This window comes from Sulfitobacter sp. G5_S2_6_S6, assembly GCF_054968505.1.
In genome coordinates this window covers 86,985-112,379 of record NZ_JBQKUI010000002.1, presented here as the reverse complement: position 1 = coordinate 112,379, position 25,395 = coordinate 86,985, and the positions used below count along the sequence as shown (strand labels likewise).

General features: G+C 61.2%; 28 protein-coding genes. 13 read left to right on the top strand and 15 right to left on the bottom strand.

Translation table 11 applies throughout. The annotated features are described in order from the left end of the window. Positions 1–14: 14 nt before the first annotated feature. A complete protein-coding gene (locus tag ACTRWK_RS04600; RefSeq protein WP_037942717.1) occupies positions 15–659 on the top strand; it encodes an LON peptidase substrate-binding domain-containing protein in 645 nt (214 codons plus the stop codon). Between the two features lie 29 nt (positions 660–688). Further along, positions 689–841 (top strand): Trm112 family protein, encoded by a 153-nt coding sequence (locus tag ACTRWK_RS04595; protein ID WP_180829218.1) that lies wholly within the window; start codon positions 689–691, stop codon positions 839–841. Positions 842–862: 21 nt separating this feature from the next. Here ACTRWK_RS04595 and ACTRWK_RS04590 read toward each other — a convergent pair whose 3' ends face one another. Continuing rightward, a complete protein-coding gene (locus tag ACTRWK_RS04590; protein ID WP_289081315.1) occupies positions 863–2,089 on the bottom strand; it encodes an FAD-dependent monooxygenase in 1,227 nt (408 codons plus the stop codon). A gap of 89 nt (positions 2,090–2,178) precedes the next feature. Between ACTRWK_RS04590 and ACTRWK_RS04585 the strand changes: the two genes are divergently transcribed. From ACTRWK_RS04585 to ACTRWK_RS04570, 4 genes are all read left to right on the top strand, one after another. Then, positions 2,179–3,507 (top strand): amidase, encoded by a 1,329-nt coding sequence (locus ACTRWK_RS04585; RefSeq protein WP_289081314.1) that lies wholly within the window; start codon positions 2,179–2,181, stop codon positions 3,505–3,507. Positions 3,508–3,616: 109 nt separating this feature from the next. Beyond that, positions 3,617–4,798 (top strand): aminotransferase class I/II-fold pyridoxal phosphate-dependent enzyme, encoded by a 1,182-nt coding sequence (locus ACTRWK_RS04580; protein ID WP_289081392.1) that lies wholly within the window; start codon positions 3,617–3,619, stop codon positions 4,796–4,798. A gap of 17 nt (positions 4,799–4,815) precedes the next feature. Continuing rightward, on the top strand, positions 4,816–7,737 hold the full coding sequence (locus ACTRWK_RS04575) for a DNA translocase FtsK (RefSeq protein ID WP_289081313.1): 2,922 nt from the start codon (positions 4,816–4,818) through the stop codon (positions 7,735–7,737). 172 nt (positions 7,738–7,909) lie between these two features. Continuing rightward, on the top strand, positions 7,910–8,512 hold the full coding sequence (locus ACTRWK_RS04570; RefSeq protein ID WP_005850339.1) for a LolA family protein: 603 nt from the start codon (positions 7,910–7,912) through the stop codon (positions 8,510–8,512). 58 nt (positions 8,513–8,570) lie between these two features. On the opposite strand, the gene ACTRWK_RS04565 is transcribed toward ACTRWK_RS04570, so the two are convergent. Together ACTRWK_RS04565 and ACTRWK_RS04560 are read right to left on the bottom strand one after the other, a co-directional pair. Further along, positions 8,571–9,161 (bottom strand): transglycosylase SLT domain-containing protein, encoded by a 591-nt coding sequence (locus ACTRWK_RS04565; protein ID WP_174226590.1) that lies wholly within the window; start codon positions 9,159–9,161, stop codon positions 8,571–8,573. 71 nt (positions 9,162–9,232) lie between these two features. Then, on the bottom strand, positions 9,233–10,114 hold the full coding sequence (locus ACTRWK_RS04560; RefSeq protein WP_037942726.1) for an AEC family transporter: 882 nt from the start codon (positions 10,112–10,114) through the stop codon (positions 9,233–9,235). 84 nt (positions 10,115–10,198) lie between these two features. Between ACTRWK_RS04560 and hspQ the strand changes: the two genes are divergently transcribed. Next, positions 10,199–10,525 (top strand): heat shock protein HspQ, encoded by a 327-nt coding sequence (gene hspQ / locus ACTRWK_RS04555; RefSeq protein ID WP_005850331.1) that lies wholly within the window; start codon positions 10,199–10,201, stop codon positions 10,523–10,525. Between the two features lie 37 nt (positions 10,526–10,562). Here hspQ and ACTRWK_RS04550 read toward each other — a convergent pair whose 3' ends face one another. The 3 genes from ACTRWK_RS04550 to ACTRWK_RS04540 all read right to left on the bottom strand — a co-directional run bounded on the left by ACTRWK_RS04550 (position 10,563) and on the right by ACTRWK_RS04540 (position 13,303). Next, the gene (locus tag ACTRWK_RS04550) at positions 10,563–12,140 is read right to left on the bottom strand and encodes a gamma-glutamyltransferase family protein (protein ID WP_037942728.1); all 1,578 of its coding nucleotides are present in this window, start codon (positions 12,138–12,140) and stop codon (positions 10,563–10,565) included. Positions 12,141–12,485: 345 nt separating this feature from the next. After that, complete coding sequence (locus tag ACTRWK_RS04545) at positions 12,486–12,965, bottom strand: ATP-binding protein (RefSeq protein WP_037942732.1); 480 nt, start codon at positions 12,963–12,965, stop codon at positions 12,486–12,488. After that, positions 12,962–13,303 (bottom strand): STAS domain-containing protein, encoded by a 342-nt coding sequence (locus ACTRWK_RS04540; protein WP_037942734.1) that lies wholly within the window; start codon positions 13,301–13,303, stop codon positions 12,962–12,964. Before ACTRWK_RS04540 ends, ACTRWK_RS04545 begins: the two co-directional genes overlap by 4 nt. An 87-nt stretch (positions 13,304–13,390) precedes the next feature. Here ACTRWK_RS04540 and ACTRWK_RS04535 point away from each other — a divergent pair, with 87 nt between their 5' ends. The 4 genes from ACTRWK_RS04535 (at position 13,391) to rarD (ending at position 16,785) form a co-directional block, all read left to right on the top strand. Continuing rightward, on the top strand, positions 13,391–14,563 hold the full coding sequence (locus ACTRWK_RS04535; protein WP_037942735.1) for a thiolase family protein: 1,173 nt from the start codon (positions 13,391–13,393) through the stop codon (positions 14,561–14,563). Positions 14,564–14,639: 76 nt separating this feature from the next. Beyond that, complete coding sequence (locus ACTRWK_RS04530; RefSeq protein ID WP_037942737.1) at positions 14,640–15,095, top strand: GAF domain-containing protein; 456 nt, start codon at positions 14,640–14,642, stop codon at positions 15,093–15,095. Between the two features lie 35 nt (positions 15,096–15,130). Continuing rightward, a complete protein-coding gene (locus tag ACTRWK_RS04525; RefSeq protein WP_005850320.1) occupies positions 15,131–15,754 on the top strand; it encodes a LysE family translocator in 624 nt (207 codons plus the stop codon). A gap of 104 nt (positions 15,755–15,858) precedes the next feature. Beyond that, the gene (gene rarD, locus ACTRWK_RS04520; protein ID WP_037942744.1) at positions 15,859–16,785 is read left to right on the top strand and encodes an EamA family transporter RarD; all 927 of its coding nucleotides are present in this window, start codon (positions 15,859–15,861) and stop codon (positions 16,783–16,785) included. A gap of 56 nt (positions 16,786–16,841) precedes the next feature. Here the strand turns inward: rarD and ACTRWK_RS04515 are convergent, their stop codons facing one another. Then, positions 16,842–17,252, bottom strand: a complete 411-nt coding sequence (locus tag ACTRWK_RS04515; RefSeq protein WP_037942746.1) for a nuclear transport factor 2 family protein — start codon at positions 17,250–17,252, stop codon at positions 16,842–16,844. Between the two features lie 59 nt (positions 17,253–17,311). Here ACTRWK_RS04515 and ACTRWK_RS04510 point away from each other — a divergent pair, with 59 nt between their 5' ends. Further along, entirely contained in the window at positions 17,312–17,959 is a 648-nt protein-coding gene (locus ACTRWK_RS04510; RefSeq protein ID WP_005850315.1) for an RluA family pseudouridine synthase, read from the top strand. A gap of 74 nt (positions 17,960–18,033) precedes the next feature. On the opposite strand, the gene ACTRWK_RS04505 is transcribed toward ACTRWK_RS04510, so the two are convergent. After that, a complete protein-coding gene (locus ACTRWK_RS04505) occupies positions 18,034–19,473 on the bottom strand; it encodes an aldehyde dehydrogenase family protein (protein WP_005850313.1) in 1,440 nt (479 codons plus the stop codon). Positions 19,474–19,638: 165 nt separating this feature from the next. Between ACTRWK_RS04505 and ACTRWK_RS04500 the strand changes: the two genes are divergently transcribed. Continuing rightward, positions 19,639–20,292 carry a peroxiredoxin gene (locus tag ACTRWK_RS04500; protein ID WP_037965330.1) on the top strand — a complete coding sequence of 218 codons (654 nt, stop codon included), beginning with the start codon at positions 19,639–19,641 and terminating at the stop codon, positions 20,290–20,292. 10 nt (positions 20,293–20,302) lie between these two features. On the opposite strand, the gene ACTRWK_RS04495 is transcribed toward ACTRWK_RS04500, so the two are convergent. The 7 genes from ACTRWK_RS04495 to fdh3B form a co-directional block, all read right to left on the bottom strand. Continuing rightward, the gene (locus ACTRWK_RS04495; protein WP_289081311.1) at positions 20,303–21,019 is read right to left on the bottom strand and encodes a glycosyltransferase family 25 protein; all 717 of its coding nucleotides are present in this window, start codon (positions 21,017–21,019) and stop codon (positions 20,303–20,305) included. 44 nt (positions 21,020–21,063) lie between these two features. After that, the gene (locus tag ACTRWK_RS04490) at positions 21,064–21,864 is read right to left on the bottom strand and encodes an ABC transporter substrate-binding protein (RefSeq protein ID WP_289081310.1); all 801 of its coding nucleotides are present in this window, start codon (positions 21,862–21,864) and stop codon (positions 21,064–21,066) included. Beyond that, positions 21,861–22,577, bottom strand: coding sequence for an energy-coupling factor ABC transporter ATP-binding protein (locus ACTRWK_RS04485; RefSeq protein ID WP_289081309.1), 717 nt, complete (start codon positions 22,575–22,577; stop codon positions 21,861–21,863). The genes ACTRWK_RS04490 and ACTRWK_RS04485 overlap by 4 nt, the downstream gene beginning before the upstream one ends. Then, complete coding sequence (locus ACTRWK_RS04480; RefSeq protein WP_037942756.1) at positions 22,571–23,275, bottom strand: ABC transporter permease; 705 nt, start codon at positions 23,273–23,275, stop codon at positions 22,571–22,573. The genes ACTRWK_RS04485 and ACTRWK_RS04480 overlap by 7 nt, the downstream gene beginning before the upstream one ends. 40 nt (positions 23,276–23,315) lie before the next feature. Further along, positions 23,316–23,447: a hypothetical protein gene (locus tag ACTRWK_RS04475; protein WP_005850301.1), complete on the bottom strand. Its 132-nt coding sequence runs from the start codon at positions 23,445–23,447 to the stop codon at positions 23,316–23,318. A gap of 57 nt (positions 23,448–23,504) precedes the next feature. After that, on the bottom strand, positions 23,505–24,707 hold the full coding sequence (locus ACTRWK_RS04470) for a formate dehydrogenase subunit gamma (protein WP_289081308.1): 1,203 nt from the start codon (positions 24,705–24,707) through the stop codon (positions 23,505–23,507). Between the two features lie 86 nt (positions 24,708–24,793). After that, on the bottom strand, positions 24,794–25,387 hold the full coding sequence (gene fdh3B / locus ACTRWK_RS04465; protein WP_005850298.1) for a formate dehydrogenase FDH3 subunit beta: 594 nt from the start codon (positions 25,385–25,387) through the stop codon (positions 24,794–24,796). Positions 25,388–25,395: the final 8 nt, after the last annotated feature.

Below are 25,395 nucleotides of genomic sequence, written 5' to 3'. Positions count from 1 at the left end.
CTAGGTATGCTTACATGATACAGCAATCGGACCTGCCAGACACAATCGCGATCTTCCCGTTGTCGGGCGCATTGCTGCTGCCGCGCTCGCGGTTGCCGCTGCATATCTTTGAACCGCGCTATCTGCAGATGATCGAAGACAGTCTGAAAACGCCGGGGCGGTTGATCGGCATGGTGCAGCCCAATGTGGTGCCGGGGCGCGAGGGTCCGGGGCTGCAAACCATCGGCTGCGCCGGGCGGATCACCCAGTTCTCCGAGACAGAGGACGGGCGCTATATGATCACCCTCGCGGGGATCTCGCGTTTTCGGGTGGTGAAAGAGGTCGAAGGCTTCGCGCCCTACCGCCGTTGCGATGTCAACTGGGACGGGTTTGAACGCGATCTTGGCAAGGATGAACAGGACAGCAGTTTTGACCGCGATAATTTCCTGAACACGCTTGGCCGTTACTTCGACGCGCGTAACCTGTCGGCAGATTGGGATACGTTGCAAGAGGCCGACGATGAACTGTTGATCAATTCACTGTCGATGATGCTGGATCTTGACTGCGAAGACAAACAGGCCTTGCTTGAGGCACCATCCCTCTCTACCCGACGCGAGACGTTGCTGACGTTGATCGAATACACCCTGCGGGGTGGCCAAGAAGGGGAGATGATGAATTGAACGCCGAAGAGATACCATTCGACCGCCGCATGCTAGAGGCGCTGATTTGCCCCCGCACGCAGATGCGGCTGACCTATGACGCCGACAAGCAAGAGCTGATCTCGGACGCGGCCGGTCTTGCCTATCCGATCCGCAACGGTATCCCCGTAATGCTGGTGGACGAAGCGCGGGTTATCGACTGACACGGCGGGGCGGATAGCGCCCTAAAGCGCCTTACCCTGCATCAGACGGGGCAGGGTGCCCGTCAGCCCCGCCGCCTCGCGCATGAAACCGCGACGGGCATCGGGCAGGGCGTTAATTGCCGCCATCCCCACATCACGTGCAAGACGCAGCAGCGGGTTGTCGTTGGAAAACAACCGGTTGAAGCTGTCCGTCGCCAATGCCAGCGCGGTGTTATCAAAGCGACGCCACAGCTGATATTGCTCGAGCACCGTGGTGCTCCCGACATCCTGCCCGCGCCGTTGTGCATCAGCGATCACCTCTGCTAGCGCGGCGACATCGCGCATGCCAGCGTTCAACCCCTGACCGGCAATCGGGTGCACCCCGTGTGCGGCATCCCCCAGCAGCGCGACACGCGGTGCCACCATCGAATGCGCCAGCGATAGGCTCAGCGGGTAAGTGTACCGCGCACCGGCAAGGGAAATCTCGCCCAGAAAATCACCAAAGCGCGGGCGAAGCACGTCGAGGTATCCCTCATCCGGCAGCGCGTGGATATGCGCTGCGTTGGCGGCGGTCTCGCTCCAGACGATGGAGGACCGGTTTTCTGTCAGCGGCAGGATCGCCAGCGGACCGGGGGGCATAAAGAACTGATGCGCGACCCCGTGATGCGGCTTTTCATGGGCGATGGCGCAGACCAGCGCGGTTTGCGCGTAATCCCAGCCGATGCGTTTGATCCCCGCCCGCGTGGCGGTGCCCGAGGCGCGACCATCCGCGCCGACAACCAGACGCGTGCGCAGGGTCTTACCGTCTTCCAGTGTCAGGGTGACGCCCGCCGGGGCGGCGTCTTGCGCGATGACCGTTTCGCCGTCCAGCCGCGTGATGCGGGCCTCAGCGCTCACGGCTTCTGCCAAGGCGCGGCGCAGGTGGCGGTCCTCGACCATATGGCCCATCGGCCCTTCTTCGATCTCTGCGTGATCGAAATGCATGAAGAAAGGGGAGGGGCCTTCGCCCGCGCGCCCGTCCGTCACTTTGATCTCGAGCATCGGTTGCGCGTGGGGTTTCACATTATCCCAAATCCCGAGCGCCCCGAGCATCCGTGTCGAGGTCAACGCCAGCGCATAGGATCGCCCGTCAAACGCCGCATCTTCCCGCGTGGCAGCGGGCAGCCTGTCGATCAACGTGACCCGCAGCCCGATCTGCGCCAAAGCCAAGGCAAGTGTCGGGCCATTCAGCCCCCCCCCGACGATTGCGATATCTGTATCAAAATCCATAGCTTTAGATATGGGCGTGCAGCAGGGATTGTCCATGCGCGCTGGCGTCGCTACCGTCCCTTTTCCAAAGCATTATTCGAGGAAGCAACATGCAAGAGTGGTTAACCATGACAGCCGCAGATCTGGGACGGGGCATCGGGGACGGCCAGATCGACCCTGTTGTGCTGTGCCAGACCTATCTTGACGCGATCGACGCCCACCCCCTGCGGGATCGTATCTATGCCCGCGTTACCGCCGAACGGGCCCGGGCCGAGGCCGGTGCCGCGCGAGATCGCGCGCGCGCGGGGCAGCGTTTGTCGCCACTGGACGGGGTGCCGATCAGCTGGAAAGACCTATTCGACACCGCCGGGATCGCGACAGAGGCGGGCAGCGCCCTGCTGAAAGACCGCGTGCCGGACCGCGACGCGCGCGTGTTGGCAAATGCCACCGCGATGGGGTTGGTCTGTCTGGGCAAGACCCATATGAGCGAGCTGGCGTTTTCGGGGCTCGGGTATAACCCCAGCACCGCCACCCCCCCTTGCGTGAACGATGAAGCTGCCGTGTCGGGCGGGTCGTCGTCCGGGGCTGCGGCTTCTGTCGCTTTCGGTCTGGCGGCGGCGGCGATCGGGTCGGATACCGGCGGATCGGTGCGGGTGCCTGCCGCGTGGAACGATCTTGTGGGGCTGAAAACCACCTCGGGCCGTGTGTCGCTTGAGGGGACCGTGCCGCTGGCTGCCAAGTTCGACACGGTGGGCCCGCTTTGCCGCTCGGTCGAGGATGCGAGCCTGTTGCTGGCGCTCACCGAAGGGTCCAGGCCGATGGACATGGGCAGCACCGACATCGAAGGGCGTCGCTTTGCGATCCTGCGCACGGTGGCGTTCGACGATATCGAAGACGCCCCCGCGGCGGCTTTCGACGATGCCGTTGCGCGGCTAAAGGAGGCGGGGGCGGTGATCGAGGACATCGATTTCGACCCTATCAAAGAGGCGATGCCGCTGAGCGGATGCCTTTACACCGCCGAAGCCTACGGCCTGTGGCGCGACGTGATCGAGGCGAACCCGGATGCGATGTACGGCGAAATCCTTGAAAGGTTCCGCTTGGGTAAATCCCACTCCGGCCCCGATTATGTGGCAGCCTGGGCCAAGATCGACCAGATCCGCGCGGCCTATGTGAAAGCTGTGGCGGGCTATGACGCGGTGCTGATCCCCACCGCCCCGCTGTTGCCCCCCAAGCTGGACCGGCTGGAAACCGAGCATGACTATTACGTCTCGGCCAACCTCATGACCCTGCGCAACACGCGTATCGGGAATCTTATGGGGCTGGCGGCGGTGACCCTGCCCACGGGCACCCCATCCTGCGGGATCATGCTGATGGGCCAGCCCTTTGGCGAAGAGCACCTGCTGCGCATTGCCGCAGCCGCCGAAGAGGCATTGGCCTAAATGACACAAACCTTGCCCTGCGTCCTGCAATGTCTGGACGCGGGGCAAGCCCTTGGGTACTCTGGAACAAACGGGGCGTGAATGATCCCGAACCCGAGGCAGTGAAATGATGTACCCCGAGCGGTTTTCGAACCTTCCGGCCCACGCGTGGCCGCGCCTGCGCGCATTGCTTGATGCGCATGAAGGCGGTGGCACGCCGATCCACATGACGATTGGCGAGCCGAAACATGCTTTTCCGGCATGGGTCACCGATGTGATTGCCGAAAATGCTGCCGGATTTAACAGCTACCCGGCCAACGACGGCACGCCCCAGTTACGCGGCGCGATTGCCGGATGGATCAAGCGGCGCTACGGTGTGGATGTGGATGCAGACACGCAGGTGATGCCGCTGAACGGCACCCGCGAAGGGCTGTATAACGCCGTCATGGCCACCTGTCCCGAGATGAAGAATGGCCGCAAGCCCGCCATTCTGATGCCGAACCCGTTCTACCAGGTCTATATGATCGCCGCGATTTCCGGTGCCGCTGATCCGGTGATGGTGCCTGCCACGCGCGAAACAGGGCATCTGCCCGATTTTGCCAGCCTGCCCGAAGATGTGCTGAACCGGACCACTGCGGCCTATATCTGCTCGCCCGCCAACCCGCAGGGGGCCGTGGCCACCCGTGCGTATTGGGCCGATCTGATCGCGCTGGCAGAAAAATACGATTTCAAGATTTTCGCGGATGAATGCTATTCAGAGATCTACCGCGACACGCCGCCCGTCGGGGCGCTACAAGTGGCGCAAGAGGTCGGGGCCGATCCGGATCGTGTGGTGATTTTCCATTCGCTGTCGAAACGGTCGAACCTGCCCGGGCTGCGGTCCGGCTTTGTCGCGTCGGGTGCCAATACCATGCGCGAGATCAAGCAGCTGCGGAACTATGCCGGTGCACCGCTGCCGCTACCGTTGCAAGCGGCGTCGGCTGCGGTCTGGGACGACGAAGCCCATGTGGCCGAGAACCGCGCGCTTTACATCGAGAAATACGAGGTCGCCGACCGGATTCTCGGCAACGTCCCCGGGTACCACAGCCCCGAGGCCGGGTTCTTTTTGTGGCTGCCGGTGGAAGATGACGAAGCTGCGGCGCTGAAACTCTGGCGTGAAACCGGCGTGCGGGTGCTGCCGGGCGGCTATCTGGCGCAAAGCGTGAACGGCGAAAACCCCGGGAAACAATATATTCGGGTGGCGATGGTCGCCCCAAAAGAAGAGACAACGCGCGGGATCGAAGCGATCCGCCGCTGTCTCTATCCAGAATAAGACGAGGGATCAGAGCAATGGCATATCAGACACGTGGGCGCGACCCTTTGCTAGACACCAACATGGCCGAAGCGATCGAAAAACGCGGCAAGGAGCTGCTGGGCCTCGGGCTGATCGCCCTGGGCCTTATGGCCGCCATGATGATCGGCAGCTACACCCCTGATGATCCCAACTTTATGGTGTCCACCGATGCGCCGGTGCAGAACTGGCTGGGGCGCATGGGCGCGTCGCTGGCCGCGCCTTTGTTCATGATCGTGGGCTGGGGCGCGTGGTCTGTCGCGGCAATCCTGCTGGCCTGGGGCGCACGCTTTGCCCTGCACCGCGGCGAGGAACGCGCCGTGGGCCGTTTGATCTTTGCCCCGATTGCTGTCGCCTTGTGTTCGATCTACGGGGCAACGCTGACGCCGGATGCGGCTTGGCTTCAAACCCATAGCTTTGGTCTGGGCGGGCTTTTTGGCGACACGGTCATGGGCGTGATCCTGACCGTCCTGCCGATCGGGTCGACCTTTACGATCAAGCTGATGTCGCTGTTGATGGGCGTGGCGATCCTTGCCTTTGGTGCCTTTGTTGTCGGCTTCACCCGACTTGAACTGCAACGTCTGTTCCGCTTCATGCTGGTCGGGCTGATCATGGCTTATGCCGGATTGATGACCCTTCTGGGGCGGGGTGCGTCGGGGGCGGTTGCCGCCGCGCAGGGCATTCAGGCCCGCCAGCTTGAACGCCGCGAACGCAACCGGATCGAGGCCGAGGAGAACGCGCAATTCGCGGCCAGCCAAGGATACTATGACGACGAATTAACCTATAGCGACGCGCCTGCGCCTGCGCCAAAAACCGGCCTCCTGTCGAAGATGCCGACGCTGGTCAAACGCGCCGACCCGCTGCCCGAACCTGAATTGGTCGAGACATGGGCTGAACCCGACCTGGACGAAGCCCCCAGCAGCGACCGTATCAAATCCAAGATCGCCGATGTGATCAAAAGCCGCGTGCGCACCGGCGGGGCTGTGCATACGGCCACCACCGCCCCCTTGACCCGTGGTCGCGGCCGCGGCCCTGATCCGCTGCTGCTGGATACCAGCGCCCGTGGTGCCCGCCGCGAAGAGCCGCCATTGACCGGTGCGCCGGCCCCCTCCCCTACTCGGGCGGAGCCGCCATTAACCGCAAGCCGTGCACCTTTGGTCGCGGAGCGCCCCGTGCTTGAGCTAACCCCCTCCGAACCGGATCACGACGCGGATATGGCGGTTCTGGATGATGAACCGATGACCGACAGCCACCTGCCACTGCAAGAGGCAGAGCGGGAACCGGCCATGCAGATCCCCGTGGCTCAGCCGCGCAAAGTGGTGCAGCCGCAGATGCGCAAGCCGGTGCAGCCTAGCAAACAGGCTCAGGCCGAGGCACAGCCTGCGTTGACCTTTGAAGACACGCACCCCGGATTTGAACTGCCGCCGCTGAACCTGCTGGAAAGCCCGGATAATGTAGAACGCCTGCACCTGAGCGACGACGCGCTGGAAGAGAACGCGCGCATGCTGGAAAACGTGCTGGATGACTATGGCGTGAAGGGTGAAATCGTCGCCGTCCGTCCGGGCCCCGTTGTCACCATGTACGAGCTGGAACCGGCACCGGGCCTCAAGGCGAGCCGTGTGATCGGTCTGGCGGACGATATCGCGCGCTCTATGGCGGCATTGTCGGCACGTGTGTCCACCGTGCCGGGTCGCAGCGTGATTGGCATCGAACTACCTAACGAGAACCGCGAGAAGGTCGTGCTGCGCGAAATCCTAGCCGCGCGTGATTTCGGCGACAGCACCATGCGTCTGCCGCTGGCCTTGGGCAAAGACATTGGCGGTGACCCTGTGGTCGCGAACCTTGCCAAGATGCCTCACCTGCTGATCGCGGGGACCACCGGTTCGGGTAAATCTGTGGCGATCAACACAATGATCCTGTCGCTGCTGTACAAGCTGACGCCGGAAGAATGCCGGATGATCATGATCGACCCCAAGATGCTGGAACTGTCGGTCTATGACGGCATCCCGCATCTGCTGTCCCCCGTTGTGACCGACCCGAAAAAGGCCGTTGTCGCGCTGAAGTGGACCGTTGGCGAGATGGAAGAGCGCTATCGCAAGATGTCCAAGATGGGCGTGCGCAACATCGAAGGCTATAACGGTCGCGTCCGCGAGGCCCTGGCCAAGGGAGAGATGTTCAGCCGCACCGTCCAGACCGGCTTTGACGAGGATACGGGCGAGCCGATTTTCGAGACGGATGAATTCAAGCCCGAAGCGCTGCCCTATATCGTCGTGGTCGTGGACGAGATGGCCGATCTGATGATGGTCGCGGGCAAAGAGATCGAAGCCTGCATCCAGCGTCTGGCACAGATGGCGCGGGCCTCGGGTATTCACCTGATCATGGCGACACAGCGTCCTTCGGTCGATGTCATCACCGGCACGATCAAGGCGAACTTCCCGACGCGGATTTCCTTCCAGGTGACCTCCAAGATCGACAGCCGTACGATCCTGGGCGAGATGGGAGCCGAACAGCTCCTTGGCATGGGTGACATGCTCTACATGGCGGGCGGGTCCAAGATCGTGCGCTGCCACGGTCCCTTTGTCAGCGACGAAGAGGTCGAAGAGATCGTGAACCACCTCAAGGCCTATGGTGAACCTGATTATGTGTCGGGTGTGGTCGAAGGGCCATCCGATGACCAAGAGGGGAACATCGACGCGGTTCTGGGTCTGGGCGGCAATACCGACAGCGAAGACGCGCAATATGACACGGCCGTGGCGATCGTTGCAAAAGACCGCAAGTGTTCGACGTCCTACATCCAGCGGAAACTGGGCATCGGCTATAACAAAGCCGCGCGTCTGGTCGAACAGATGGAGGACGCGGGCCTTGTTTCGCCAGCCAACCACGTGGGCAAGCGCGAGATCCTGATACCAGAGCAGGGGTAGCGCGCAAAAATAATCGGAACGTCATTGCGACGCCGGGGGTTGGCTTGGGAACAGGCCAGCCCCTTTTGCATTTCGGGCGTGTTAGGCGATATCCTGCTGCGTGATATCGTATATCATGACGCGAAGCCCTATGTCGAAGGCAAGGCACTGGAATAAGAATAGGAAGACTATGATGCGTTTTGTTACCACCACCGTTCTGGCCATTGGTCTGGGGCTGGCAGCTGTAATGCCCGCCGCCGCCGACAAACTGCCGCTGAACGCGATTTCCGGCTATCTTAACGATCTGAAAACCGCCAAGGGCGAATTCACCCAGATCAACGACGACGGCTCGATCAGCACCGGCACGATCTACATCAAACGTCCGGGCAAAGTGCGCTTTGAATACAACGCGCCGGATTCGGGGATTGTCGTGGCGGGCAGCAATACGGTTGTGATCTACGACAAGAAATCCAACCAACCGGCAGAGACATACCCGCTGTCCAAAACGCCGCTGTCGATCATTCTGGCCGCGAATGTGAACCTTGGTCAGGCCAAGATGGTGACGGGTCATAACTATGACGGCACCGCGACCACCGTGCGCGCCCAAGACCCCGCGCATCCTGAGTATGGCAATATCGAGCTGAAGTTCACCGGCAACCCGGTCGAGCTGCGTCAGTGGATCATCAACGACGGCAACGGCACCAAGACCACCGTGGTTCTGGGCGACCTGCAGAAGGGCGGCAGCCTGCCCAACAAACTGTTTGACGTCGGCAGCCCCGGTCAGGTGAACCGCTAAGGGAAAAGGGCCTCGAACATACGTTCGGGGCCCCTTTCTTTGTCCTGTGTTGGTCAGCTTACCAACGTGACAGGCGACACCCTGCAATCTGCTGCTGGTACATATCGGAGCGCGCGCGCACCTTGCGGGCCACGGCGACCAGCCAGGGTTTCGAATTATAGCTTTGGCGCGCATAGCCTGTGTTGCCTTCGTGATAGGCCAGATACTGGTTTTCCGCGTCATGCAGGGGGATGCCGTTCTTGTCGCGGCTCTTGTTCATGTACCACCCCATGAAATCCGACGCGTCGTTGATCCGGTCGCGCTTGGCGCGGAAACCGCCAGCTTCGGCCAGATATTCATCCCATGTCGCATCAAGCGCCTGGCTGTAGCCAAAGGCGCTTGACTGGCGGCCCATGGGGATCACGCCGATGACATAGCGGAACGGCGTACGGGCGTCCGCGATGAATTTGCTTTCCTGATGGATCGTCGCCATCTGCACATGGACAGGCACGCCCCAACGGCGTTCAGCTGCACGGAATGCGCGGTAATATTCTGGGCGCTCTTTGAGAATCGCACATGCGTTATCAAGGTCTCGTGGGGCACTGGTCGGACCGCCACTACATGATGCCAAAAGCACAGCAATTATCAGGGCGCAAAAGGTTCTGCTCATCGGCCTCTCGCTTTTATCGTGTTTTTATTACATTTAGTTTATCAGATTGCCCTGCCGACGCCCACCAGAAATTACAGCAGAAACCCCAGCATAAGCGGTAAAGCGGCAACCGATAGCACGGTAGAGACGACAACCAGCCCCGCGACAGACTGCGCATCCGCACCGTATTTCTCTGCCAGCAGGTAGGATGTCACCGCCACCGGTGTTGCGACCTGTAAGACCAGCACGCCAAAAGCGATTTTATCAAGGTCAAAGAACCAGCCCGCCAAGGCGGCGATACCGATGCAGATCGCAAGCTTGATCAGCGACAACACCACTGCGCGCCCGATCCCGCCGGGGGACAGCCGAGCCACGGCAACGCCCAATGTGATCAGCATAATCGGGATCGCCATCTGACCGAGCAGGGACAGCGTATTGGTCAGAAACACCGGCGTTTCCCAGCCTTGCACCAGAAACAATGCGCCCAATGCCGTGCCCCAGACCAGCGGTTCACGGATGACTTTCCCAAAGGAGCCAGACCCCGCCACCAGCCAGATGCCAAAGGTGAACGACCAGATGGCCATAATTGCAAAGACCACAACGGCGTAACCCAACCCCGTGTCGCCAAAGGCAAAAAGCGCGAGCGGCAGACCCAGATTGCCGGTATTCCCGAAGATCATCGGGGCCAAATACGTCCGCCGGTTCAACCCAAACACGCGCACGATCACCGCAGCCAGCAGCGTCACCCCGCCATAGGCCGCCACTGTCGCCAGTGACAAAGCGCTCAGCGCGGCGGGGTCGATCTGCGTTGTCATCAGCGACACGAAAATCAGGCAGGGCACCGATAGGGTCATCGCCAGCTGGGTCACAAACTGGATGCGATACTCGAACCCCAGCTTTACCCAGGCAAAGCCGATCCCCGCGAGCAGGAACACAGGAGCCACAATTTCAAGCACTGTCAGGACGAGGTTCACAAACTGTTTCCTTGGTTACGCGTCGCAGGATTGGACAAAAGCCCCTTGAAGGGACTACGAACGAACGGTAGGTGCACCGATGTTATGATAAGAACGCGCGCGAAATACCACTTGGGCCAGATCGTCCGGCACAAAAAACATCCCTTCCGAGGGGTGATTTTTGACGTGGACCCCGAATTTGCCAATACCGAAGAATGGTACGAGGCTATTCCGGAAGACAGCCGCCCCGAGAAAGACCAGCCCTATTATCACCTGCTGGCCGAAAACGAACAAAGCTATTACGTGGCCTATGTGTCCGAGCAGAACCTCGTGGCCGATTACTCGGGCGAACCTGTGGACCATCCCGATATCCCCGACCTCTTCGGCCCGTTCACCGATGGGGCCTATCCGCTGCACTTCCAACTGAACTGAGGCAAAGCGTGGGTGACCCGCGCCCTGCCACCCTTTTTCAATAGCCGAGAGCACACCCATCCTTGCGTGCGTCGCTCGCCCCCTCCAGCAAACCGTTGTCATGCAGCTGGATCGCCTGCGCGCCGCCGATGGCTGTGGCCGGAATTTCGACCTTATGCCCCATCTCGGCCAGCTCGGCACGGACCGCATCGCTATAGCCGCGTTCGACCCTGAGGATGCCATTGTCGGAAAACGCGCGGGGGGCGTCGATGGCGGCCTGAGGGTCTAGCCCGAAATCCGTCAGGTTAGAGACAAACCGCGCGTGGCCATTGGGCTGGTAGGCCCCGCCCATCACGCCAAACGGCATGATCACCTTACCGTCGCGTTTGATCATCCCCGGAATGATCGTATGCATCGGCCGCTTGCCGCCCTTCAGCTCGTTCGCGTGCCCTTGGTCAAGGGTGAAACCAGCACCGCGGTTCTGCAGCAGGATACCGAATTTATCCGACGCGATGCCCGACCCGAAACCGTGGAAGATCGAATAGATCAACGACACGGACATCCCATCCTTGTCCACCACGGTGATATAGATCGTATCCTTATGCACCGCCTCTGACAGGGCGACGGGGTCGGGCATGGCTTTCTTCGGGTCGATCAACGCCGCCAGCTCCTGCGCCGTTTCGGGCGCAAGCATATGGGCCAGACGTGCGGTATGGTCCGGGTCCGCCAGAAAACGATTGCGCGCATCGTACGCCAGCTTGGCGGTTTCCGCCTCGATATGCACACGCTCCGCGCCCCAAGGATCCATGGATGCAATGTCGAAATGCGACAGCATGTTCATCATTAACAGTGCCGTGGCCCCCTGACCGTTCGGCGCATGTTCCAGCACCTCAACGCCCTGATAAGTGGAGGCAAGGGGCTCACCGGGGGTGCAAGCGGTGGCGGCAAAATCCTCTGCCGTGTGCTTGCCCCCCATCGCATTGAGAGAGGCGACGATATCTTCGGCCACCTCACCGGTATAGAAGGCATCGCGTCCGTCCTTGGCGATGCGACGCAGGACTTCGGCCTGACCGGGGGCGCGGAAGATGTCGCCGGTCTTTGGGGCCTCGCCGCCGGTCAGATAGAAATCGCGTGCGGCCCCCTGCAAGGTGCCCGCATCATTACCCCAATCAAAGGCGACACGTGCCGCGACGGGCACGCCTTCTTCGGCATAGCGGATCGCAGGGGCAAGAATCGTGTCCAGACCCATGGTGCCGATGGTGTCGGACAGGTGGCAAAACGCGTCGATCGCGCCGGGAATGGTCACGGCATGGGCGCTGCGCAGCGGTACCGTCTTTTCACCAGCGTCCCGCAAATGGGCGGCATCCAACGCAGCAGGGGCGCGGCCCGATCCGTTCAGCGCGTGCACTTCGTCGCTGCCCGCTGGCGAGTACAGCACAAAGCAATCCCCGCCGATTCCGGTCATCTGCGGCTCGCAAATCCCCAGCAGCACGGCACCGGCAATCGCGGCATCCATCGCGTTGCCGCCCCGCTCAAGAATATCGACAGCGGTCTTTGCGGCCAAAGGATGGGACGTGGCACACATGCCATTGCTCGCCAGAACGGGGGATCGTCCGGGAAGGTGAAAGTCGCGCATGTCATTGGCCTCAGGTTGCTGTCATCGGGCTGAACGTAGCGCGGTGCAGGACGGGCGGGCAATCACTAAAGGGCAGTTGGGCACTTAAAGGGGAGCTGGGTACATAAAGGGGAGCTGGGCACAGTAAATGTGCCTCGGCGTTGCGTACTGGGTGGGGGCTATTAAAACGCAACGCCGAGGGAAGCCATATGCAGCTACAGAACCGACGTTGCCCGCAAAGCTGGGCGGAATTATGAAACCTTTGAGGCGCTATTGCGGAGCGTTGCTTCAAGCTGCCCCAAAGGTGACCAACACTTAACCCTTGGCCGCAAAGGCCCCCCCTAGTGGCTGCCGCCCGTACCCAGCTTACCCCGCGGCAAGCGGAATGCGCAGCGCCAGCAGGTTCATATCACCGGTGCGCGAATATTCCAGCTCGCAGCTCAGCAACCGGATCAGGCTCCAGCCGAATCCCCCTTCGGGCAGTTCGTCTGCAAGTTTCAGCACATCGAATGCTTCACCCGGGGGTAGGGTGAACCCCGGCATCGGTTTGCCCAGATCGGTGATGCGAAACCGCAAGTCATCAGGCGCATAGGCCCCGCGCACCCCGATTAGCCCCGCTTGGGGCAATCCGGCATAAGCGTGTTCAACCACGTTATTCAACGTCTCGGCCAGCACCAGTTCCACAATCTCGAGGTTTTCTTGCGATAGCCCCCGATCGGCCAGTTCTGTGCGGATATGTCCAAGGGCCGCGCGTACCGCATCGGCAGAGGCTTCCAACGTCACCTCGAACCCATAGGGGGTATCCGCCTGACCGACTGTGCCTTCGTTCCGGTTCGGGGCGCTCATGCGGGCACCTGCGCGGCCAATGCGGCGTCCAAGGTCGGGAAAAGGGGAAAAACGCTGTCCATCCGCGTCAATCGAAACACCCGATCAACCGAGGGCGTCAGCCCCGCCAGCGTGAGGCTGCGGTCCGGTAACAGAAGTTTCAACGTCGCCACCACCGCGCCAAGCCCGCTGGAATCAATAAAGTTCACCTGCCCCAGATCCAGAATAACCACAGGTGGCCCATCTTCGATCATATCCCGCATGGCTTCTTTAAAGGCGCGGGCAACGGCGGCATCAATACGGTCTTCCATCACGGATATGATGTGCAGCTGCCCTTCTGTTCTGGTTGAGAGTTTCATATGGTCATCTCCAAGGTGTCCCGGACGCCAGAAGACATAGCGCCGATACCTTACCAAAAGATGATCATTTCCCGGGGAGGGGACGAAATGGAAAAAGTCGTGATAGCAGGGGCTGCGCGGACGCCGATGGGCGGGTTTCAGGGGGCTTTTGCCGATCTGACCGCGGCCGATCTGGGGGGGCATGCGATCAAGGCGGCGCTGGACGGTGCCGGCACCAATACCGTGGACGAGGTGCTGATGGGCTGTGTGTTGCCCGCAGGGCAGGGCCAAGCCCCCGCGCGTCAGGCCGGCTTCAAGGCAGGTCTGGGCGAAGAGGTGCCGGCGACAACGCTGAACAAGATGTGCGGCTCGGGGATGAAGGCGGCGATGATCGCCTTCGACCAGATCGCCTTGGGTCAGACCGATACCATGATCGCCGGCGGGATGGAGAGCATGACAAATGCGCCCTATGTGCTGCCGAAAATGCGCGGCGGCGCGCGGTTGGGGCACGGTCAGGTGATCGATCACATGTTCCTTGACGGGTTGGAAGACGCCTATGACAAGGGCCGGCTGATGGGCACCTTTGCCGAAGACTGCGCCGAGACATTTCAATTCACCCGCGCCGTGCAGGATGACTATGCGCTGGCCTCCCTGTCCCGCGCGCTCGACGCGCAAAGCAGCGGCGCGTTCGATGGCGAGATCGCAGCGGTTGATCTGAAATCGCGTAAAGGGTCGGTCACCATCTCGGCGGATGAACAGCCCGGCAACGCACGGCCCGAGAAGATCCCCGAACTCAAACCCGCCTTCCGCGAGGGCGGCACAGTCACGGCGGCGAATGCGTCTTCCATCTCGGACGGGGCGGCGGCATTGGTGCTGGCATCTGAAACCGCCGCCAAATCCCAAGGGTTGAATGTCCGCGCGCATATCCTCGGCCACGCCAGTCACGCGCAGGCACCGGGGCTTTTCACTACCGCGCCCGTACCGGCGGCGCAGAAACTGCTGGACCGGTTGGGCTGGCAGAAAGACGACGTTGATCTGTGGGAAGTGAACGAGGCCTTTGCCGTCGTGCCACTGGCCTTCATGCATGAAATGGGGCTGTCCCATGACATCGTGAACGTGAACGGCGGTGCCTGTGCGCTTGGCCACCCCATCGGGGCCTCTGGCGCACGTATTATCGTGACCCTGCTGAACGCACTGGAAAAGCGCGGGCTAAAACGGGGCATCGCGGCGATCTGCATTGGTGGCGGTGAAGGCACCGCGATTGCGATCGAACGTCCCTGATTTTCCAAATGGACTAAATCCTCGGGGGTCGGGGGGCAGACAGCCCCCCGGTCCGACAGTAACAAAAGGCACTTTTATGCGCGTTGACTATCCTACCCTCTCCAAAACCCTCCACGCTTTGACCGACGGCGAAACCGACAGCGTGGCGCTGATGGCCACCGTCGCCTGCGAGGTGCACCACGCCGACGACCGCTTTGACTGGACGGGGTTCTACCGTGTGACCGCGCCAGAGCTGCTTAAGATCGGGCCCTATCAGGGCGGGCATGGCTGTCTGGTGATCCCCTTCGCGCGTGGGGTGTGCGGTGCTGCCGCGCGCACCGGCGAAACGCAGCTGGTTGCGGATGTGGATGCCTTTCCGGGCCACATCGCCTGCGCGTCCTCCACGCGGTCTGAACTGGTCCTGCCCGTTTGGAACGGCACCGGAGAGCTGCTGGGTGTCTTTGATATCGACAGCAACCAGCCCGCCGCGTTTGACCAGACCGACGCCGATGAACTCGCCGCGATTCTGAAATCCGTTTTCGCAAACGTCTAGGCCGGTGATCCTGCCCGTCGATCAAAGGAAATGTCATGAGCTTTGACGCTTGGCTCGTGTTTGCCCTGTTCTGGGTGGTGTTTGTCACCACGCCGGGGCCGAACGCGGTGAACTGTATCAGCAACGGGATGAACCTGGGCTTTGCGCGGGCGATGGTCGGGGTGCTGGCGATCCTGACGCAGGCCTCGCTGTTTCTGGCGCTGTCAGCGATTGGCGTGACGGCGCTGCTGACGGCCTCGGCCACGGGGTTCTTTGTGGCCAAGATGATCGGGGCCGGGTTTCTGATCTATCTGGGCGTGCGCGGGCTGGTCCTGGCGGGCAAGCCAGTGGTGATGGAGGATCGCCCCGCCGCGTCGGTCTATTGGCGTGCCTTTGCGATTGCGACGATCAACCCCAAATCGGTCGCCGGATATCTTGCGGCCTTCAGCCAGTTCGTGCAGCCGGATGTCCCGATCTGGGACCAGATGATCGTGATCGTGCCGACGGCGCTGACCCTGACCGCGGCCAGCTATACCGGGTTTACCGCGCTTGGGGCGGGGCTGGGGCGGGCTGCCTTGGGGGCGGTGTTCAACGTCTGGTTCCGCCGCGTGATGGCGGTCAGCTTTATCATCTACGGGGTGCTGTTGGGCAGCGCGCATACGCCGATGCCTAAGGGGTGATCAAGAACTGATCCGCGCGCCTGTGGGGCAAGTGCCCTTGGGTCAGTCTTTCCCTCTGGTCCCTGCGGTCCTGCGGGCGTAAGCAGACCCCAAGGAGACACGATATGCGCAACCCAGATACCCTATCCAACACCCAGCCCGCCCCGCCCGAGGACACGCCCCAAGGGCTTGCCTTTGCGATCGGGGCCTATGGTCTTTGGGGGTTTCTGCCGCTGTACATGAAGGCCATCGCCCATATTCCCGCGGCAGAGATTGTCGTGCACCGGGTCATCTGGTCTGTGCCCGTGGGCGCATTGGTGCTGATCCTTCTGGGGCGCACCGCCACCCTGCGCGAGGCGTTCCGGTCGCCGCGCACCTTGGCGATGGGCTGTGTCACGGCGACGCTGATCTCGGTCAACTGGGGCATCTACATCTGGGCGGTGAATTCGGGTCATGCGCTGGACGCGGCCTTGGGCTATTACATCAACCCGTTGTTCAGCATCCTGCTGGGGGCGCTGCTGCTGGGGGAGCGTCTGTCGAGACTTCAGCTTGCGGCAATCGGGCTGGCAGCCGTCGCCGTCGCGATCCTGACGCTCGATTCCGGTCGCTTCCCTTGGGTCGCGCTGAGCCTGACATTCACCTTCGGCCTGTATGCGCTGGCGAAAAAGCGGCTGCCGATCGGGCCGAACCAGGGTTTCCTGCTTGAGGTCCTGATCCTGCTCGCCCCTGCGCTGGCTTATCTGGTTTACCTGATTATGACGGGGCAAAACCACTTTGGTCAGGGCGTGCCGTTTAATACGTGGATGCTGGTGGGCTGCGGCGTGGTCACGGCGGTGCCGTTGATCTTTTACGCCAACGGAGCCAAGCGGCTGCGGCTGTCGACCATCGGTATCTTGCAGTATATCGCGCCGACGATGATCTTCCTTTGCGCTGTGCTGGTGTTTGACGAACCCTTTGGGCGGGCGCGCATGATTGCCTTTCCGCTGATCTGGGGTGCGCTGGTGATCTATTCGATCTCGCTGTTCCGGCAGATGCGGCACAAACCGGCGTGACAAGGGGATAGGAGGGGCGCAGACATGTCGCGCCCCTCGATCATTATATCATTCGCTCAGGACAGCGCGTCCTTGAAGGCGAGGAAGCTGGGATCCTTCATCACCCGTGCGTTCATCGCCTCACGTAGGGCACCGATGGATTTATAGGGGCGCATCACCACCTCGAATTTGGCGATCAGACCGTCGTCACCCAAGGTGATCAGATCGACGCCAACGGCATCCAGATCCCCGATCTTGCACTGGAACTCCAGCGCCCAATCTGTCCCTTCCCCCATGATCCGGCGGTATTTGAAATCGCTAAAGACATTGCCGACGTGCCCCAGAACCGCTGCCACAGGGGCGCGGCCGGTCCAGGTCTTGTAATATGTCGGCGGCATGAAGGTGACGTCTTCCGCCAGCAGCGGGGCGATCTTTTCCGAATCCCCCTTGGCGACAACATCAATCATCTTGGTAATAGTAGGATGCATTCCGGGTCCTTTGGTACAGATTGGCTTGAAAACCTACCCTAACTCTGAGACGGACACTTATGGAAACAGAATATAATCCGCCCCAAGATCCGCTGGTTGTCCTGCATGAAGACGCCGAAGTGTTGCTGGTCGACAAGCCCGCGGGCTTGCTGTCGGTGCCGGGCAAGGGGCCGCATCTGGCCGATTGTCTCATCGCGCGGGTGCAGGATGCATTTCCGGACGCGCTACTGGTGCATCGTCTGGATCGAGACACCTCGGGCGTGATGATCTTTGCGCTGACGCCCCATGCGCAGCGCCATCTGGGATTGCAGTTTGAAAAGAGGATGACACGCAAGACCTATGTCGCGCGGGTCTGGGGGGTGCCGCAGGAAAAGACCGGCACCATCGATCTGCCGCTGATCGTGGATTGGCCGAACCGCCCGCGCCAGATGGTCTGCCATGAAACGGGTAAACCCGCACAAACCGACTGGCGTGTGCTGAAAGACGAAGGCGACACCGCGCGGGTGCGCCTTAGCCCCAAGACAGGGCGCAGCCATCAGCTGCGGGTGCATATGCTGAGCCTCGGCCATCCGATTCTGGGCGATCCGTTTTACGCCACGGGGCCCGCGTTGGCGTATCCGCGCCTGATGCTCCATTCAGAGGAGCTGCGGTTCAACCATCCTCAGGGCGGACATTCGACCAAGATTCGCGCCAAGGCACCGTTCTAAAGGCCATAGGGCGCAGACGAAAAAGGCCACCCCGCAGGGTGGCCTTGGTTTTTACAGCGTGTCCGAAGGACAGCTTATTCAGCGGCCCAGCCAGAGACGGCTTTGATCTCGGTAAAGTCCTCGATCCCGTACATGCCACCCTCGCGGCCATTGCCCGACTGCTTCATGCCGCCAAAGGGCGACCCTGCGGCGCGGCTTTGGCCGTTCATCTCGACCATGCCCGACCGCAGCTGACGCGCCAGACGGTTGCGACGCTCGCCATCTTGCGACTGGACATAGTTGGTCAGGCCGTAAACCGTGTCATTGGCGATCTGGACCGCTTGCTCTTCGCTGTCGAACTTCATGATCGACAGAACCGGCCCAAAGATTTCCTCGCGCGCGATGGTCATGTCGGGGGTCACGTCTGCAAAGACAGTGGGTTTGACAAAGAACCCGCGGTTCAAGCCGTCGGGACGTCCGGTGCCGCCCGCAACCAAACGCGCGCCTTCGTCGATGCCCTTCTGGATCAGGTCCTGAATCTTGTTGAACTGCGATTCATTGACCACGGGGCCGATATGACGCCCATCTTCGGAGGCAGGACCAACGGTAACCTGCGACGCCACAGCGCCTGCTTCTTCGACGGCTTTGTCATAGACATCCGACTGCACCAGCATACGGCTGGGGGCGTTACACGACTGGCCGGTGTTGTTCATCATGTGCAGCACGCCGCGTTTGACAGCCTTGTCATCCGCATCGTTGAAGATGATGTTCGCGCCTTTGCCACCCAGTTCAAGGTGGACCTTTTTCAGCGTATCCGCCGCCGCTTTCGAGATCAGCGTGCCCGCGCGGGTGGAGCCGGTGAAGCTGATCATGTCGATGTCTTTATGCGACGACATCTGGCTGCCGACACCGACTCCATCGCCGTTCACAAGGTTGAACACCCCTTTGGGGAAGCCTGCCTCGTCAATCAGTTCGGCAAAGATCATCGCGTCCAGCGGGCTTTCCTCGGAAGGTTTCAGCACCATCGTGCAGCCCGACACGATCGCTGCGCCGACCTTGAGCGTGATCTGGTTCATCGGCCAGTTCCACGGCGTGATCAGACCGGCAACGCCCACGGCTTCGCGGATGATCCGGTCATTCGGGGCGTGATCGCCAAGCGGCTGTTCGAATTTGAACTCTTTCGCGGCCTTGATGAAGTTGCTCAGGTGATAAGAACCGGCACCAACCTGCGATGTGCGGGCCAGATCCATCGGCGCACCCATGGCCGTGCTCATCGCTTTGGCCAGATCCTCGGCGCGGGCCTGATAGACCTCTAGCAGCTTTTCCAGCAGGGCGATGCGTTCCGCCGGAGGCGTCGCCATCCAGCCGGGCAGGGCGGCCTTGGCGGCGGCAACCGCGGCATCGGTATCCGCCTGATCCCCAAGCGAGATGACCGCGCAGGGCTCCTCTGTGGTGGGGTCGATCACGTGATAGTCATTCGGCTTGGCGGGGGATACCCATTCACCGTTGATGTAAAACTCGCGCTTCTCCAGCATGGGAAAACTCCTTTTGTCATGCGGCGCCGGGGACGTTTCCCCCAGCCTGTTGCGCGTACCATGTCACCACATCTGGGGACCCGCAAGTGAGGGGGTGAAACCGGCAGCGCGACGTCTTACATAAGTGGAGAACGACAAACCGAAACCATGAAGCCGGAGAATATTATGTCCTTGCGCATCAACGATACCATCCCCGATCTGACTGTCGAAACCGATCAGGGCACGATCAGCCTGCACGACTGGGTGGGCGACAGCTGGGCGATCCTTTTTTCGCACCCAAAGGATTTCACGCCGGTATGCACCACCGAATTCGGGGCAGTCGCACAGCTTGCCGACGAATGGGAAAAGCGCGGCACCAAGGTGATGGGCATTTCTGTGGACGGTGTTGAAGAGCACAAGAAATGGAAAGGCGATATCGAGACCTTCGCCGGTGCCAAAGCGGGCTTTCCGATCATCGCGGATAACGACCTGACCGTTGCCAAAGCCTTCGACATGCTGCCCGCCGACGCTTATCTGCCCGATGGCCGCACCCCCAACGACAGCGCCACAGTCCGCGCCGTGTTCATCATCGGGCCGGACAAGCAGCTGAAGCTGTCGATGACCTACCCGATGACCGTGGGCCGCAACTTTGCCGAGGTTCTGCGCGCGCTGGACGGCTTGCAAACCTCGACCGGAAAGGGCGTGGCGACACCGGCGAACTGGAATGTGGGCGACGACGTGATCATCCCCGCGACCCTGTCGGACGATGACGCCAAGGCGAAGTTCGGCGACTTCAACAAGATCCTGCCCTACCTGCGCACCACCAAAGCGCCCAGCTAAGCGCGGGATCTCAGGCTTTCTGAGGTCGCAACTTAACCTGCGTGCGATACCACGCCCGCTTTAATTCCCGCATCAGCTTGCCGCTGGTGCGGGTTTTTTGCTGGATGGTTGACCCGCCGATCTGGTTGGCGATTTCGCTTAGCCCATTGGGAAGCAGGGCGTGGAGCTTTTGCCCTGTCACCCAATGCATCTGCAGCCATGTATCGACAGGGCGGTCAATCTGGGTCGATCCGTCAAGCAAGCGCTGCGCGGCGTCGCGCCCCACCACCTGACAGCAACACTGCAAGCCGATCCGCTTGGGCAGGATCAACGCCATATCCCCGTCACGCGCCACGACATCTGCGGGCAGCTCTCGCATCTTGGGCGGCAGGCGCAGGTACATATCGGGCGTCATATTCTGGTGGATAAGCTGCAACGCGCGGTCCAACTCTGGCCGCGACACGGCGAGGTCATCCTCGACAATCATCGCGTAATCCCAGCCCTGATCGACGATCATCTGCCAGCATTTGCGATGGCTTTGAAAGACGCCGATCTCGGCCGGTGTCAGGGCGAAGGGATAGGACGGGCTGTGCAGGTTGCCAGAGTGGGTGCGCACATCTGCGACCTGCGTAGGGTCGCGGCCATTTACCGCTTCGACGACCTGCGCATCGGGCAGATCCCGCAGCAACCGCGCGACATTGGCGTGCCGCGCGGTGCTGGTGGACATATGGATGATCAATGATTTCATACGGTTTGATACCGCGCTTGGTGACGTTCTCAAACCGTTTAAAATCATTGCTCGGCGTTAGAGGTGAACAGCTTTTCGCCGTTGATCGTATAGCTGTCGATCAGGTTTTTGGCGCGGTCGCCGACCAGCCAGTCTTCCAACTGGGCCGCGGCGTCTTTGTTCACATGCGCGTGTTTCTCGGGGTTCACCGGAATATAGGCATATTGGTTGAACAGCACCGGATCGCCTGCAAAGAGGATTGCCAGATCGGCCTTGTTGTCAAAGTTCAGCCAGCTTGCGCGGTCGGACATGATATAGGCCCCCATCCCTGCAGCGGTGTTGAGGCTCGCGCCCATGCCCGCGCCGACAGCTTTGTACCATTCACCGAATGTCGCGGGGTCCAGATCAGCACCGGCCCAAAGCGAGAGTTCTTTCTTATGGGTGCCGCTGTCGTCGCCACGGCTCACGAAAGGCGCCTCGGCCGCTTCGATCTTGACCAGCGCGTCCTTCGCAGCCTCTGCGTCTTTGATCGCGGCGGGGTCGTCATTTGGGCCGATCAGGACGAAATCATTATACATGATCTCGCGGCGGTGGGTGCCATAGCCGTCGGCGACAAAAGCCTCTTCGGCTTTCTTGGAGTGCACCAGAATGGCATCGACGTCGCCCGCTTCGCCCAAGCGCAAGGCTTGACCGGTGCCGACGATCAGCAGTTGCACGTCAAGGTCCAGATCTTCTTTGATGGCGGGCAGCAGAACGTCGGACAGACCAGAGTTGTTGAAGGACGTGGTGACAGCCATTTTCATGGTGTCCGCCTGCGCAGCCGTGGTGCCAAGTGCGAGAACAAGAGCGGTAATCAAGGATTTCATATCAAAATATCTCCATTCAGGAACGATTTGAATTCCGGGGTCTGCGGGGCGTCAAACGCATCGGGCGCCGGGCCAGCCTCGTGAATGCGACCTTTAAACAGAAACAATATTTCAGTTGCAAGGCGCCGCGCCTGACCCAGATCATGGGTCGCCATCACGATGCGCGTCCCTGACTGATGGGCAGACTGCAACAGCGCCTCTATATCCTTGACGGAGCGGCCATCCAGATTGGCGCAGGGCTCATCCAGCAGCAGCATCTCGGGGGTGCGGATCAAGGCGCGGGCGAGGGCGAGCTTTTGTTTCTCGCCGCCGGACAACCCCGTCGCGGGGCGATCCAGCGCGGGCGTCAGGCCGATACGAGCCGCCCATGCCTCTACCGCTTTGTTCACCTGCGCCTTGGGTTGGCCAAGTATCGCCAGAGGATAGCCCAGATTGGCGCGCACCGACCGGCGCAGCATCACGGGGCTTTGAAAGACATAGGCCTGCCGCATCCGCGCAAGGTCATCGGGCACGGCCCATGTGACCGCGCCTGTATACAGCCGTTCAAGCCCGTGCAGCGCCTTGAGGAATGTCGTCTTGCCCGCGCCATTGGGCCCCAGCAGGATCGTGAAGCCGGTTTTGCCAAGGGTCAGGTCCAGGGGACCCAGCAATCGCTTGCCGCGGCGGGTGACGCTGACATCGCGCATATGGGCGGGCAGCAGGGGGGTCACCATCTGCCCTCTCTTTCTGTGCGCGACAGGGCGTGGATGATCAGGTTCACACTCAGCGCCAGCGCGATCAGCACAAAACCCAGACCAAGCGCCAGTGCGAAATCACCCTTGCCGGTTTCCAGCGCGATGGCGGTGGTCAGCACGCGGGTGGCGTGGTCGATGTTGCCGCCCACGATCATGATCGCGCCGACCTCGCCGATGGCGCGGCCAAAGCCTGCCAGCGCCGCCGTCAACAAGGCCCGCCGCCCGTCCGAGATCAGCGTCAGGATGCGCCGCGTCGGGGTGGTGTTCAGCGAGATCAGCAGATCGTGGTATTCGGCCCAAAGATCACGCATCGCCTGATGGGTGATAGAGGCGATGAGCGGCGTGATAATGATCACCTGCGCAATGATCATCGCCGTCGGCGTGAACAGCAGCCCCAGCACCCCGAAGGGACCGGCGCGCGACAGCAGCAGATAGACGATCAACCCCACCACGACGGGCGGCAATCCCATGAGGGAGTTCAGCACCGCAATCGCGGTACGGCGGAAGCGGAAACGGCGGATGGCGAGCCATGTGCCGAAGGGCAGCGCGATGGTCGAGGCAATGACCAGCGCCGTCAGGCTGACCTGCAACGACCTGAGCGTAATCTCGATCAGGTCGGGATCGCCGGTGACAACCAGCCAGAACGCAGAAGAAAGGCCCGCCCAGATATCATTCATCGGGCGGGCCGTCGGAGTTTGCTATGCATAGGATGCGGTCTTAGTCGCCCAGCCGGACATTGCGATCAGACGAGGTCTGCTCGGCCGCGGAGAACCCTGCGTTGTCCAACGCAAAGTTCATGCCCGCAGCAAGGATGACCAAGGCGACGATGGCAGTGATAAAAGCTTTCATTCCGTACCTCGTTGATGCGCATTGGCACGCTGGGTGGGGGGCGTTGGGTGCATCATATCACTCTGCCGGCTGCGTGCCAGAGGCAGGTTTACCCTGCTTCGCGACAACTTCGTCGGCCCAGATGCTGTGGTGCTCGCGCGCCCATTCAAGATCGACATCGCCCGACCCCATCGCCTCGAACGCGCCTTCCATGCCGAGTGTCCCGATATAGATATGCGCGATGATCACAGCCATCAGCACAAAGCTGATAACGGCGTGCCACAGCTGGGCGTATTGCATTTCCTCTTGCGGGGTCAGCGTGGCGTCTATTGTGCCAAGCCCCAACAGTTGCGGAACGCCCATGTCATTCAACAGCGCCAGCGTAGGTTCGAACATCGTCAATTCGAACGGGAAGAGCAGCGAAATACCCGAGACAGAGATCGAGGTGCCCAGAATGATGACGGCCCAGAAGATCAGCTTTTGACCGGCGTTGAACTTCTTGGCGGGGGGGTGGCCCTTGCCGAAGATCCCGCCGCCCTTGAGGATCCAGTTGATGTCTGTGCGATCCGGTAGATTGTGGACGATCCACATGACGAACACCATCACCAGCCCGAGCATAAAGGCCCATGACACGTTGTTGTGGATCCACTTGCTCGCGATGGCGAAGGTCGAAAACGCCTCGTGCCCGAACAGCGGGATCAGTAGTTTGCGCCCCGCAAGCGATAGCAGACCGGTGATGGCCAGCAGGATGAACGAGCTTGCGATCAGCCAGTGGCCGAAGCGTTCGATGAATTTGAACCGTTCGATGGTGATACCCGCGCGCCCGTGTTCGATACGGATACGTCCGCGGATCAGATAGAAAATCGCCATCAGCACGATGGTGACACCCAACAGCAGGCTGCCATAGGTCAGCAGTGGGCCGTGTCGGAAGTTCAGCCACCACATGCCACCGTCCTGCATCAGGACCTTGGCCGCAGGTCCGCGGTTGCTGGCGCGCGCGTCGGGCAGGGCGTCCGCCCGGATCTCGCGCCACAGGTCCGCATCAGATGCGCCACCAAGCGGTCCAAGGTGAGATTCGGCGGGGGGCGGGTTGCCCTCTAGCGGTAAGGGAAGCTCGGCCCCAAAGGGCACGTCCTCGCCGCGTTGGCGGGCCATGATGTCTTCAAGCGACTGTTGGCCCGGTTGCAGGACCGAGGCATCGCCCGAGGTGTCCTGCGCGGCGGAAATACCGGCAAAGGACACAAGAAATATGAGAGGCAGCAGAACGCGCAGCAATGTCATCGGGACCTCCGACAGGATAAAGATAGTTGGCCCGCCAGCAGCAGGTGCCAGCGGGCCAAGGAAAGCATGAATATGCGAAAGGGGGATTAGCCGCCCTTTTGCTCGTATGCCGTGCCCCAGCCCCAGGCGCCCGAGCCAAAGCCGCGCGCGACAACGCGTTCGCGGTAGATGCCCGAGACGACATCGCCGTCACCGGCCAGCAGCGCTTTGGTCGAACACATCTCGGCGCAGATCGGCAGCTTGCCTTCGGCGATCCGGTTGCGGCCGTACTTCTGGAATTCCGCTTCAGAGTGGTTTTCCTCGGGGCCACCGGCGCAGAAGGTACATTTGTCCATCTTGCCGCGCGACCCGAAGTTGCCCGCCTGTGGATACTGCGGCGCGCCGAAGGGGCAGGCGTAGAAGCAGTAACCGCAGCCGATGCACAGGTCTTTTGAGTGCAGAACGATGCCGTCGTCGGTCTGGTAGAAGCAGTCTACAGGGCAGACCGCCATACAGGGCGCATCGGAACAATGCATACACGCGACCGAGATCGACCGCTCGCCGGGTTGGCCGTCCTGAATGGTGACGACCTTACGGCGGTTGATGCCCCACGGTACTTCGTGTTCGTTCTTACAGGCCGTGACGCAGGCGTTGCATTCGATGCAGCGTTCGGCGTCGCAGAGAAACTTTGCTCTTGCCATCTTAATAG